Source organism: Pseudomonas sp. GW821-FHT09C10 (assembly GCF_059418085.1).
The window spans coordinates 271609-284637 of the sequence record NZ_JBWKPE010000007.1 but is presented as its reverse complement, the minus strand read 5'-3'; the positions used below and the strand labels follow the sequence as shown (position 1 = coordinate 284637).

Annotated in this window: 10 protein-coding genes; 1 reads left to right on the top strand and 9 read right to left on the bottom strand. The window is 64.5% G+C overall.

Translation table 11 applies throughout. The features are described from left to right. Positions 1-21: 21 nt before the first annotated feature. Positions 22-1347 carry an ammonium transporter gene (locus AC07OT_RS16090; RefSeq protein ID WP_495108487.1) on the top strand — a complete coding sequence of 442 codons (1326 nt, stop codon included), beginning with the start codon at positions 22-24 and terminating at the stop codon, positions 1345-1347. 530 nt (positions 1348-1877) lie between these two features. On the opposite strand, the gene folD is transcribed toward AC07OT_RS16090, so the two are convergent. The 9 genes from folD to AC07OT_RS16045 all read right to left on the bottom strand — a co-directional run bounded on the left by folD (position 1878) and on the right by AC07OT_RS16045 (position 12797). Beyond that, entirely contained in the window at positions 1878-2813 is a 936-nt protein-coding gene (gene folD / locus AC07OT_RS16085) for a bifunctional methylenetetrahydrofolate dehydrogenase/methenyltetrahydrofolate cyclohydrolase FolD (RefSeq protein ID WP_495108486.1), read from the bottom strand. Positions 2814-2886: 73 nt separating this feature from the next. After that, the gene (locus AC07OT_RS16080) at positions 2887-4566 is read right to left on the bottom strand and encodes an APC family permease (RefSeq protein WP_098479811.1); all 1680 of its coding nucleotides are present in this window, start codon (positions 4564-4566) and stop codon (positions 2887-2889) included. A gap of 74 nt (positions 4567-4640) precedes the next feature. Next, positions 4641-6950 carry a trimethylamine N-oxide demethylase gene (locus AC07OT_RS16075; protein ID WP_495108485.1) on the bottom strand — a complete coding sequence of 770 codons (2310 nt, stop codon included), beginning with the start codon at positions 6948-6950 and terminating at the stop codon, positions 4641-4643. 2 nt (positions 6951-6952) lie between these two features. Next, entirely contained in the window at positions 6953-8320 is a 1368-nt protein-coding gene (locus AC07OT_RS16070; protein WP_027603586.1) for a trimethylamine monooxygenase, read from the bottom strand. A gap of 20 nt (positions 8321-8340) precedes the next feature. After that, positions 8341-9207: a formyltetrahydrofolate deformylase gene (gene purU, locus AC07OT_RS16065; protein WP_495108484.1), complete on the bottom strand. Its 867-nt coding sequence runs from the start codon at positions 9205-9207 to the stop codon at positions 8341-8343. A gap of 30 nt (positions 9208-9237) precedes the next feature. Further along, positions 9238-10368, bottom strand: a complete 1131-nt coding sequence (locus tag AC07OT_RS16060; RefSeq protein WP_495108483.1) for an aminomethyl transferase family protein — start codon at positions 10366-10368, stop codon at positions 9238-9240. Positions 10369-10396: 28 nt separating this feature from the next. After that, positions 10397-11413, bottom strand: coding sequence for a heme-dependent oxidative N-demethylase family protein (locus AC07OT_RS16055; RefSeq protein ID WP_495108482.1), 1017 nt, complete (start codon positions 11411-11413; stop codon positions 10397-10399). Between the two features lie 11 nt (positions 11414-11424). Next, on the bottom strand, positions 11425-12354 hold the full coding sequence (locus AC07OT_RS16050) for a PDR/VanB family oxidoreductase (protein WP_495108481.1): 930 nt from the start codon (positions 12352-12354) through the stop codon (positions 11425-11427). Next, positions 12351-12797: a dimethylamine monooxygenase subunit DmmA family protein gene (locus AC07OT_RS16045; protein WP_495108480.1), complete on the bottom strand. Its 447-nt coding sequence runs from the start codon at positions 12795-12797 to the stop codon at positions 12351-12353. The genes AC07OT_RS16050 and AC07OT_RS16045 overlap by 4 nt, the downstream gene beginning before the upstream one ends. Positions 12798-13029: the final 232 nt, after the last annotated feature.

The window sequence follows — 13029 nt, the reverse complement described above, 5'->3', positions numbered from 1 at the left end:
TCTTTTGCAGGAGCTTTGAACATGGTCAATCGTCTTCTTGGCAAATCCCTCTTCGGTTTATTGCTGGCCAGTGCCTTTGCACCCTTGGTCCAGGCCGCTGACGCCCCCACCTTGAACACCGGCAGCACCGCCTGGATGGTCACCGCCGCCGTGCTGGTGCTGTTCATGTGCTTGCCGGGGCTCGCGTTGTTCTACGGTGGCCTGGTCCGTGCGAAAAACATGCTCTCGCTGTTCACCCAGTGCTTCGGCATCGCCGGGTTGGTGGGCGTGCTGTGGGTGATCTACGGCTACAGCATGGTGGTCGACACCACCGGCATGGTCGAAGGGCAGGTGACCTTCAACAGTTTTGTCGGCGGCCTGAGTCGCGCCTTCCTGGCGGGCATGACCCCGGAGAGCCTGGTGGGGGATATTCCGGAAGGGGTGTTCGTGACCTTCCAGATGACCTTCGCCATCATCACCCCGGCCCTGATCGCCGGCGCCTTTGCCGAACGTATGAAGTTCTCGGCGGCGCTGCTGTTCATGGCCCTCTGGTTCACCCTGGTCTATGCCCCGGTGGCGCATATGGTCTGGGGCGGTTCGGGGGCCTTGATGCATAACTGGGGCGTGCTCGACTTTGCCGGCGGCACCGCCGTGCACATCAATGCCGGTGTGGCCGCGCTGGCCGCGTGCCTGATCCTCGGCAAGCGCAAGGGCTATCAGAACACGCCGATGCCGGCACATAACCTCAGCCTGACCATGGCCGGCGCGGCGATGCTCTGGGTCGGCTGGTTCGGCTTCAATATCGGCTCCGGTGGCGGCCTCAGCGGCACCTCGGGCATCGTCATGCTCAACACTCAGTTGGGCGCCTGCGCCGGGATCCTGGGCTGGATGTTCACCGAGTGGTTCAAGGTCGGCAAGCCCAGTGCCCTCGGCCTGGCCAGCGGCGCGTTGGCCGGCCTGGTGGGGATCACCCCGGCGTGTGCCTACGTGGGCGTCGGCGGTGCGTTGGCCATCGGTTTGCTGTGCGGGGTGTTCTGTTATTTGAGCGTGACGGTGTTGAAACGCCGTTTCGGCTACGACGACAGCCTCGACGTGTTCGGCCTGCACGGCATTGGCGGGATGATTGGCGCGGTGTTGACTGGCGTGTTCTGTGTACCGTCCATGGGTGGCCTGGTGGAAGGTGTGACCATGGGCGGGCAGGTGGTTGCTCAGCTCAAGGGGGTGCTGCTGACTACGGTGTACTGTTTTGTGATCAGTTGGATCATCCTCAAGGTGGTCAATGCCCTGGTTGGCTTGCGTGCCCATGAGTCGGTGGAGGAGATGGGGCTGGATCTGGCCGAGCATAATGAGCGGGCCTACAACCACTGAAGCTCATGCGGCTCACACTGTTTGCCAGTCAGTCAAGAGTGAGCACTGTACCTGTGGTGAGGGAGCTTGCTCCCGTGACGGATCAGCAGCCGACGGCTATCCAACTGATGCCCCGCGACTAAAATGTGGGAGGGGGCTTGCCCCCGATGGCGGCCTGACAGCCGACCAGGATGTTGGATCAGATCGAGTACATATCCGTTGCTGCGGTAAAGGCGGCTATTGGTTCCGCCCTTACGGCGGCTCACTTTGGAAAAGCCCCAAAGTAAGCAAAGGGCTCTTGCCCCACCACTTGGCACCTCGCCCAGGCTCGGTGTGCCCGTAATCCGACAGTGATGTGGGGGGCCGCCGCCACGCGCCATCCATGGCGCGGGGCGGCTAAACCGGCATCCCTGCCGGTTTACCCCCCACATCACTGTCGGATTCCGGCCAGCGTGGTTAACGGGGCGCCTGAGATCAAGATCAAGATCAAGATCTACAGCAAGAGCAAGAGCGGCTCGCTTCGCATCGTGGTTAGCGTTGCGGTCAGTCAGTCAGCTTGGTTGTAGCTGAGCCACGGCCATCGGGGGCGAGTCCCCTCCCGCATTTGCCTTGCTGCGTTGCAGCTGGCTCGCCACCAGGGTGTTCTTCAGCAGGTAGGCAATCGTCATCGGTCCCACACCGCCGGGCACCGGCGTGATCGCGCTGGCTACGGTGCGTGCGCTGGCGTAATCCACATCCCCCACCAACCGCGTGCCGGTCTCGGTGGTGATGCGGTTGATCCCCACATCAATGACCACTGCGCCGGGCTTGAGCCAACTGGCATCGATCAACTGCGGCCGGCCTACGGCGGCGACGACGATGTCGGCCAAACGGCACAGCGCCGGTGCATCGACGCTGCGCGAGTGCACCACGCTGACCGAGCAGTTGGCTTGCAGCAGCAGGGTTGCCATGGGTTTGCCGACAATGTTCGAACGCCCGATCACCACCGCGTGCAAGCCGCTCAAGTCGCCGCAGGTTTCGTGCAGCAGGCGCATGCAGCCGCTGGGCGTGCAGGGCGTGAGCACTTCGATGCCTTGCACCAGGCCACCGACGTTTTCGCGGTGGAAGCCATCCACGTCCTTGATCGGGTCGATCGCGTGGATCACCGCGGCCTCGTCGATATGCGCCGGCAGCGGCAACTGCACCAGGATGCCGTTGACCGTCGCATCGGTATTCAGCTGGGCAAGCAGGTCGAGCACCTGCGTCTGGCTGGCATCCTCCGGCAGCCGGTATTCCAGGGAGCGAATTCCGACTTCCTTGGCCCGCAGCAGCTTATTACGCACGTAGACGTGGCTGGCCGGGTCATCGCCCACCAGCAATACCGCCAGGGCCGGGTAGATTTGCTGCGAGGCAAGCAGCAGGACCTCTTCGCGAACCTCGTCGAGCACCTGGGCAGAGATGGCCTTGCCGTCGATATCGCGGGCAGGCGTGGGGAGAGAGCTGGTCAAAAGCGTCACCGTTGTCTGGGGAAATAAGGCGCTGAGGGATAAGAATCCCTCAGCCATAGGCAGGCCAGAAGGCTCAGGCTACCAGTTGATGGCAGGCATACACCACCAGCACACCGGCGACCAGCGTGGCATAGGGCAGCCAGCCGGCGCGGCGCTGGCCGTCATCGGCCTGGATATACAGGTCGGTGAGCATGGCGGCGGGGAAGCGGCCCTTGTCCTGTACATAGTGGCGGTAGCAGAACACCGGCAGGATCAGCAGCGCCAACAGCAGGCCGGTGACCAGCGTGCCTGCGCCCCAGATGTCCGCGCCCAGGCCCATGCAGGCCAGGTTGACGAAGCTCAGCACGGCGCCGGCCGCCAGCAGCACGGTGGGGGCTTTGTACGGACGCACCCAGTCGGGGCGGTCCAGGCGGTGGATCCAGCCGGCATTGAGGTTGAGGAAGTTGAAGATGATGTAGCTGACATTGGACGCCGCAAGCACGAACACGTAGTCCGACATCAGCAACAGCAGCAGGTTGAACGACAGGTCGGTCCACATTGCCGCTGTCGGCGCGCCATGTTCGTTGGTGCGCCCCAGGTACTTGGGCAGCCAGCCATCCACCGAGGCCTGGTACAGGGTGCGCGACGAACCGGACATCGAGGTCATGATCGCCAGCAACGTCGCCAGCACCAGCATGATCAGCACGATATTGGCCACCACCTTGCCGCCGCCGATGCTGTCGGCCATCACCTGGCCAACGCCCATGCCGCTGTAGATCGCGGGCGAGAGCAGGCCGCTGTACACCGCGGGCGTCACGATTGCGCCACTGGCGTCGAGCACCGCCGGCGTCACCAGTTGGCCCAGCCCGAGGCTGCCTTGAAACGCCAGCGGCACCAGGGTGAATACCAGGATGCACAGCAGGCCGGCGTAGAAGATCGCCTTGAAGGTGTCGCGCTTGGGGTCCTTGAACTCACGGGTGTAGCACACCGCCGTTTCAAAGCCGTAGGTGGACCACGCCGCCATGAACAGCCCACCGGCCATCAGTGACCAGCCGGACATATCCCACGGCCCATCGATGACTTGCCCGGCCGCGTCATGGGCCAGGGGGTACAGCGGCAGGAAGTTGGCCTGGGTCGCATCCCCAGTGAACAACGGCACCACGCCCACCAGCAGCAGCGGAATCAACGAGGTGACGCCGAGCACCAGGGTCAGGCGCGCCGACCGCAGGATGCCGCCGTGCTGTACGGCAAACACCGTGAGCAAAATCAACAAGCCAATGGCGAACGTCGCGTTGATGCGCAACGACAGGCCGCTCTTCACCCAGCCCAGGTCCAGCAGGGTCAATTGCCAGGTGTTGATCAACGCATCGGCGGGAAACAGCGCCGTGAGGATATACCCCGCCGCCAGCCCCGAACCGATGGACAGCACCGGCGACCAGGCCAGCCAGTTGCACCACACCGACACCGGTGCGATCAGCTTGCTGTAGCGCACCCAGGCCACCGCGCCGTACACCGAGGCGCCGCCGGATTTGTGCGGGAACAGCCCGGCGATCTCGGCATAGGTGAAGGCCTGGATAAACCCGAACAGGATCGACACGATCCACACGATCCATGCCGGTTTGCCCACCGTGGCGGCAATCGCACCGATGGAGAACAACACCAGCGCGGGCACGCCACTGGCGACCCAGAAGGCCCCGCGCCAGTCGATCTTGCGGTGCAGGCTGCCCACCGAGCCGGCAGCCTGCGGTACAGCCTCGAACGTCGTCGCTTCCATCTTCGTATTCCCATGTCTGAATAGCGGTTAGGTTGGGGCAGTCAAAATGGGGTGGCACACACGTTTCGGGACGATCAGCTACGCACCCGGCTTTTGTCCGGGTCGTAGAAAATCGCTGCGCTGACCGTGGCGCTGATGCGCTTCTGCAGGCCATCGACTTTGCCAATCTCAAGTTCAGTGCCGGGCTCGGCGCAGCTCACGTCGACCCGGCACAGTGCGATATTGCTGGCCAGCAGCGGTGAGCGGCAGGCACTGGTGATCACCCCGACCTGGGCCCGGCCCTGGTACACCGGGTCGCCATGGTGGGCGGCCTCGTTGCCGCTCAGGTGCAGGCCAACGAGCTTGTGGCTGGGATGGGCACTGCGCCGCAGCAGGGCGTCACGCCCGATAAAGTCGTCGGTCTTGCTCTTGAGCGGCACGCTGAAACCGATACCGGCCTCGAACGGATCGGTCTGATCGCTGAACTCGTAGCCGGCGAAAATCAGCCCGGCTTCGATGCGCAGCAGGTCCAGGGCTTCCAGGCCCAGGGGCACCAGGCCCAAGGGTTGGCCGAGTTGCCAGATGCGGTCCCAGACCCGTTCGGCGTCTTCGGGCTGGCACCACACCTCAAAGCCCAGTTCGCCGGTGTAGCCGGTGCGCGAAATCATCAACGGGCAGCCGTCGAAACCGTCCAGCCGACCGACCAGGAAGCGAAACCAGCCGAGGGTTTCCACACTCGGTTGTGTGGGCGGGGTCCAGACCATCTGCTTGAGCAGTTCGCGACTCAACGGCCCCTGCACCGCCAGGTTGTGAATCTGCTCGCTGGCGGACTTGACCCACACCTTCATGCCCAGTTTCTGTGCCTGCTCGCGCAACCACACGCCGGCGTAGTCTTCGCCGCAGATCCAGCGGAAGTTGTCCGGGCCCAGGCGCAGCAGGGTACCGTCGTCGAGCATGCCGCCGTGGGCGTGGCACATCGCCGAATACACCACCTGGCCCACCGCCAGGCGCCGTATGTCGCGGGTCAGGCAGTACTGCAACAGGGCTTCGGCATCGGGGCCGATGATTTCGAATTTGCGCAGGGCGGTCAGGTCCATCACCGCCACCCGTTCGCGGCAGCCGAGGTATTCCTCGGTGACGCCGTAACCGTCGTAGCGCAGCGGCAGCCACCAGTTGCGGTAGTCGGTGAAGCTGCCGGTGAGGGCGCCGGTACGTGAGTGAAACGCGGACTCACGGGTGAGGATCGGGTCGGCATCCGCCGTGGTTCGAGTGCTCATGGCGATGGAAAAACGCTCCTTCTCGCTGTAGATGCGGACATGGATGTCGGTCGGGTTCCAGCCATTGGCCGGGTCAATGTCATCCGGGCACGAGGTACTGCCACACAGCAGGTCGGTCATGGCCCGCAGCAGCACGTAATCGCCGGGCCGTGACCAGGGTTCATCCAGGGTCATCTGCTGGTGCGCATCGATACCGGTGTTGAAGAAGAAATTGATCGCCGGCCAGCCGTTGCGCGCCTGCACGCCATGGGGGGCGAGGACGCGGCTGAGGTTGTCGCTGCAGTTGTCGTGCCCGAAATAGCCATGGGTTTCGTAGTAGCGCGCCGCGCAGGCCAGGGCGAATGAATCGTGGCGCCCGACCGTGTCTTGCACCACCTCCAGCATCGGTTGCATATGGCGGTCGAAAAACTTCGAGAACAGCCCCGGTGCCGGGTAGGCGCTGCCGTTCAGGGTGCGCGTGACGGTCTGGTCCAGGTCCAGCTCGACGCCGCGATCCAGGGCGCGCCGGTCGAGGGCGACGAAGTCCGAACACTGGCGGCCCGCGACGTCCAGCACCTGGATGTACTGCCCTTTGGCGACGGTGTAGCTGTGGGCGGTGCCCGCGCGCAGGGTGAATTCGTCGAGTACATCGCCCAACGGCTCGGGCAGGGCCGGCAGCAGCAGCGGCGACGGATTGGCCCGCGTCACGATCAGACGCAGCTCGCTGGGCCGGTATTGCCGGTCGACGGCGGTGGCCTCGGCGGGGGCGGCGACGATCACCAGCAGCGCGTCCTCGGCGACAAACTGCCGGCTGTGGCCGGGCGGGCTGTCGGCGTCCCACAGCGAGGCCGCCAGCGGCAAGGCCTGTGCATCGATGCCACGCCGCTGGAGCGCCTGGCCGATACGCCCAGGCACGCTGCACGCCGTCGACCCGCTCAGGCCCCAGCTCGCCAGGGCGCTGCGGCCGCCGGCGTCGAGGGCCAGCAGTGCGCAGGTTTGCCGGCCTTCGACGTCGATCACTTGCAGGCCGTCGCCGGGCTGCAAGTCGACCAGGGTCACGCCGCCGGCGGCCACGCGGTAGCGTTCCAGGTTCGGCGCGCGGGCAAACAGCCCGGGTTCGCGGGGCTGGGAAACACGCGGTGCATTCATCATCAGCCGACCGACTTGATGGGGGTCGCGGGCTCGCCCAGGTACGCCGCCATCGAGTCATCCAGGGCCTGCAACCACGGCGTGTGGTGCGGCGGCGACTGGGTGCCGGTCATCAGCGAGCGATAAGACTTGTCGCGATAGCCCATGATGTTTTCCGCCTTGTCGTGCTTCCAGTGCAGGAAGGTTTCGTTGACGGCGGCGATGTCGAAATTCGGGTAGTCGGTGGCGTCCACCAGTTGCTGGATATAGGCGCCCTGGTACTCGAACATCTGCTGGTTGGTTTCCAGGGCCTGTTCCCGTGCGTGCCACGCTTGGCTGTCGGCGACCATGTCGGCGTGGCCGGGCAGTTGAATGCGCCCGAGGATCACATCTCGGGCATACCAGGCCTGGGCGTCGAACATGTTGAAGGAGTACCACTGGTCCTGCATGCCGAGGTAGATCAGGCGGGGGTTGGGTTCCCAGAACACGCCCTTGTAGAGGTTCATCGGCCACAGGCGGTTGTCGGTCTTGAGGCTCAGTGCATCGGGCAGGAACGGGAAGTGGTGCTTGTAGCCGGTGCACAGGATCACCGCGTCGATGTGCTTGCTGCTGCCATCGACAAAGTACGCGCGGTTGTTTTCCAGGCGCTGGAGCAGCGGTTTTTCTTCCCAGTTATCCGGCCAGGCATAGCCCATGGGCGCGCTGCGGTAGCAACTGGTGATGCTGCGCGCGCCGTATTTGTAGCATTGCGAGCCGATGTCCTCGGCCGAATAGCTGCTGCCGACGATCAGCAGGTCCTTGTCCTTGAACTCCAGCGCCTCGCGGAAATCGTGGGCATGCAGGATGCGTCCGGCGAACTGTTCGAAGCCTTCGAAGTACGGCACCTTGGGCGTGGAGAAGTGGCCGCAGGCGTTGATCACGTAGTCGAATGTTTCGCAGGTCAAGGTGTCGCTGGTGTAGTCGTGGGCGTAGAGGGTGAAGCGCTGGCTCTGTTCGTCGAAGGTGACTTGGCGCACCACATTGTTGAAGCGGATGTAGTCGCGCACGCCAGCCTTTTCCACGCGGCCCTTGATGTAGTCCCACAGCACTTCACGCGGCGGGTAGGAACCGATGGGCCGGCCGAAATGCTCTTCGAAGGTGTAGTCGGCAAACTCCAGGCATTCCTTGGGGCCGTTGGACCACAGGTAGCGGTACATGCTGCCGTGCACCGGCTCGCCGTTCTCGTCGAGGCCGGTGCGCCAGGTGTAGTTCCACATGCCGCCCCAGTCCTGCTGTTTTTCAAAGCACACCAGCTCAGGGATGGCGGCGCCTTTGTCACGGGCCGACTGGAACGCGCGAAGTTGCGCCAGGCCGCATGGGCCGGCACCGATGATTGCAACACGTAGGGTCATGAGCGTGCCTCCTGAAGGTTTCAGCGAAAGATCACTGTCTTGTCCTGGTTGATGAACACCCGGTGTTCCAGGTGGTATTTCAGGGCTTTGGAAAGGGCCACGGTTTCGGTGTCGCGGCCGATGGCGACCAGCGAGTCGGGCAGGTGGGTATGGTCGACGCGCTGGATTTCCTGCTCGATGATCGGGCCTTCATCCAGGTCGCTGGTGACGTAGTGGGCGGTGGCGCCGATCAGCTTGACGCCGCGGTCATAGGCTTGGTGATACGGCTTGGCGCCCTTGAACCCTGGGAGGAACGAGTGGTGGATATTGATCGCCCGGCCCGACAGTTGCTGGCACAGTCCGTCGGACAGGATCTGCATGTAGCGCGCGAGCACCACCAGGTCGGTCTGGGTGTCTTCGACGATGCGCATCAGCTCGACTTCCTGGCCGGCCTTGGTGTCCTGGGTGATCGGCAGGTAGATGAAGCGGATGCCTTCGCGCTCGGCCATCGCCCGCAGGTCCAGGTGGTTGGAGACCACGGCGGTGATGTGCATGTCCATCTCGCCCTTGCGGTGGCGGTAGAGCAGGTCGGTGAGGCAGTGGTCGAACTTGCTGACCATCAGCAGTACGCGGGTCGGTTGGCGCGAGCTGAACAACTGCCAGTGCATGTCGAAGCCACCGGCCAGGTCGCCGAGGCCTTTGCGCAGGGCGCCGATGTCGCCGCTCACGCCGGTGTTGAAACGGAACACCGCGCGCATGAAAAACTGCCCGGTGAACTCATCGTCGAACTGCGCCAGCTCGCTGATGTAGCACTGCTGTTGGGCCAGGCACGCGCTGATCGCGGCGACAATCCCGGACGCCGCCGGGCAGGTGATCTTGAGGATGTAATGTTCGCGGGAGGCGTCCATCGAAAGCTCCTGAGTTCAGTGAAGGAAGGCTCAGCCCTTGGCCGTGCGCTTGGTTTTTTGCGGGTCGTCGAAGGGCAGGGCGTGGGTGCTGGCGCTGGCCTCGAGGCTGCCGCGAACCTGCAAGGCAATACCGGGTTCGGAGCAGGCGACGCTCATGCGCGCGATGGCCATCGAGCGTTTGCTCAGGCGCGAATACATGCCGCAGGTGATCACGCCGACGTGCTGGTTGCCCTGCCACACGGTGTCGCCGGCCTCGGCGGCGCGGACGCCCTCAAGCAGCACGCCGGTGATCTTGAAACGCTCCTGGCCGCGCAGGCGCAGGTGTTCTTCGGCGCCACGGAAGGCGTTCTTGCCAGGTGAAACAGTGAAATCCAGGCCCATTTCCCAGAGGGTGTCGCCGGCCTTCTGGTCGGCGAAGGGGTACATCTGCGAGTTGTCGTAGGGGAAAAACATCAGCGAGCTTTCCACCCGCAGCCAGTCCAGGGCGGTGAAGGCGCAGGGAATGATCCCCAGGCTCGCGCCTTGTTCGAGGATGCTGTCCCACAGGAACGGCGCATCGGCGGCCTTGCAGAAAATCTCATAGCCACGTTCGCCGGTGTAGCCGGTGCGCGAGATCATCACCGGGCGGTCGAACAGGCGGGTTTGCAGGTGGTGGAAGTACGCCAGTTGGCGGATGCCGGGCACGTGTTCGGCGAGGAAATCCACCGCCAGCGGACCTTGCAGCGACAGGTCGTGCAGGTCGTCATCGAACAGCACCGCCACTTGCCGGCCCTGGGCCGAGCGCACGAGCATTTCATGCCCGGTGCCGGCGCCATGCACCACCATGAACGCGTTGGGGCCGGTGCGGTAGACGATGCAGTCATCGACGAATTTGCCATCCTCGTCGAGCATCGAGGCATACACCGATTTGCCGGGGTAGAGCTTGGCAATGTCACGGGTGGTCGCCCACTGCAACAGGCTCTCGGCGTGCGGCCCCACGTAGTGGACTTTTTTCAGGCCCGACACGTCCATCAGGCCGGCACGGGTGCGGATCGCCTGGTGGTGGTCGGCCAGCTCGGTGCTGTAGGTCCAGGCGGTGCCCATGCCGTTCCAGTCTTCGAGTTGAGAGCCGAGGGCGCGGTGCCGCTCGGCCAATGCAGAAATGCGCCAGGAGTGGGTCATGTGAAGGTCCTTGTCGGGAAAATGAGGGTCAGGCGTGTGGGTCGAACTGGCTCAGCCACTCGACCAGCGTGTGGCGGTAGCGGGTCATGCCCTTGTAGTCGGCGATGGGGTCGGGCAGGTCGCGCAGGACGCGGTGCAGGCGGCAGCCCCAGCCCGGTTGCGTGACCAGTTCGTCGAGGCTGATCAGGTAGGTGCGAATGCTGAACATCACCGCGTGGCTGCGTGGCAGGCGTGCCATGACTTGCAGCTCGACCCGCAGGTGCACCTGCTGCCCGACGTTTTGCGCGGTGATCCGCCCGCGATCGGCGCCCCATTCGTGGAATGTCTCCGGGGAGGAATCCAGGCGCGGGTTGATCGTCAGGGTCCAGTTCAAGCGCCGCACCGGCTGGCCGACCTGCAGGTTGAGCAGGTATTTCAACGCGCGTTCGAACACGCCCATCTGGTGGGCCATCGGCACCGGCGCATGCCATTGCTTGAAACTCATGCCGGCGTCGAAGGCCAGCGACCAGTCGGCCGGGCTGGTGATCAGGCCGGCGTCCATGTACAGGTCGCCGTCACGCTGGTCGAGCAGGGCGAAGTCGCCCTGCACCTGGCGGCCGATGTACTCCAGCGGTGCGCAGGGCAGGCTGGTGGCGTCGCCGAAGATAAAGTGCTGGTCGATGTCCAGCAGGTGATTGCGCCACTGCCAGCGCTCGCCGTTTTGCGTCAGGCTGAACGACTGCGGGTAGTCGGCGGCCAGGTGTTGCATGATCATTTGCAGGGCATCCCAGGCGGCCACTTGCATGTGCGGCATCACCAGGTAACGGCGCGGGTCCTTGTCCAGTACCAGCGCGCGTTCGGCCATTTCCGAGCGGTAGTGTTCGTCGATGTCGAAGGCGTGCTCGTAGATGGAGCCTGGGTCACGTGAAGTCGCCGGTTCGATGTTCACCGAGTACAGGTAGCTGTCCTCGACAAACGGAAAGGGAAAACGCCGGATCGCCGCCGGGCTGTTGCGAAAGCTGAAGTCATCGCGGTAGCTCAGCACAGGGCTCGATTGCAGGGGCATGGCACTCACTCCTATAGGTCCAGCGAAACGCAGGGGCCGTTGCCGCGCGAGACGCACGGCATCAGAAATTCGGCCTGCTCGGCCGGGCTGAGGAAGCTGTCGCGGTGTTCGATGGCGCCGCCCTGGTGGCGCGTGATGCACTGGCCGCAGACCCCGCCACGGCACAGGTTGGGCACCTGCAGTCCGGCGTGTTCCAGGGCTTCGAGCAGGCTTTGCTCGGCCTCGACCCGCAGGCGTCGGCCGCTGCGCAGCAGGTGCAGGTCGAATGGCTGGCCGGGTTGTGCGCCCTTGAAGGCTTCCGAATGCACACGCCTGCTCGGCCAACCGAGGCGTGCAGCGTGTTGCTCAACCGCCTCGAGCAAGGGCTGCGGACCGCAGGTGTAGACGTGGCTGCCCAGCGGCCGGTTGCCGAGGATTGGGTTAAGGTCCGGGCGTCGGTCGTAGGTGTGCAGGCGCGGGCCGAGGCGCTGTTGCAGCTCGTCGAGATAGGCGTCGCTGAGGCCCCGGCGGAACAGGTAATGCAGTTCGAAGTCGGCCTGCTGTTGTTCCATCGCGGCGATATAGGCCATGAACGGCGTGATCCCGATCCCAGCGGCGATGAGGATATGCAGGCGCGCGGTGCCATGGGGGGCGAACAGATTGGCCGGTGGTGAAATCTGCAGGGTGTCGCCGACCTGCACCTGCCTGTGCAGGTACCGCGAGCCACCGCGCGAGGCGTCTTGCAGGCGCACGGCGATGCGGTAGTGCTGGGGCTGCGCCGGGTCGCTGGTGAGTGAATAGGCGTTGCGCACCGTGCCTTCGGCCAGCGGCAGGTGCACCTGCACATGGCTGCCGGGCGAGAAGCCGGGCAGGCTGCCCGTGGCGGGCGTCAGGGTGAATTCGCGCACCACCGGCGTGAGCATGCGTGCGGCGCTGACCCGGACGTTGAGGGCCGCGTTCATGGCTGGAACCCCGCGTAGGGCTGGTCGGGGTTGATGCACACGCCGAGATAAGCCCCCAGGCGCCGGGAAAAATGCGTGCGGACCTCCAGCCCGACGTGGCAGCCGATGCAGTTCAACAGCGGCTCCGGCCCGGCCGCCTGGGTCAGGCCGCAGTGCGCGCAATACACCTGGCGCAGGCCCGTCGTGGTGCAGGTCATGTCGATCTCGTCCTCTTCCATACCCGCGGCACGCGCCTCGCCGTGCACACGCCAGATAAAGGCTTCGTCGCCCAGCAGGTAGAGCCGGCAGCCCACGGTGGCGCTGGCCAGCGCCTGTTGCAGGCGCCGCGCAAAGTCGGGGTGTTCGCCGTTCAACAGCAGGGGCATGTGCAGTTCGCTGATGAACCCTGCGCTGGCGGCGGCTGATTGCATCACCACGATGGGGCGGCTGCGGGTGTGGGTCATGGGGGCTCTCCACGGTGGGTTTTGTTTCCTGTTGGGAGAGATACTTTCCTATGGGGAAAATCTTCTCAATCTGGAAAAAGGGCTATGCCTTTGGAGATAAGCCTTGCGCGCCGGCCATTCGGGGCATGGAAGTTGCTGGGCCTTTCGACCACGCAGCGCAACCGGACGGGGAGTTATCGTAGAGTGCTGACACGACCAAAAGGCTGGCCGCTCTGGTTGGGGCCTGTACGTC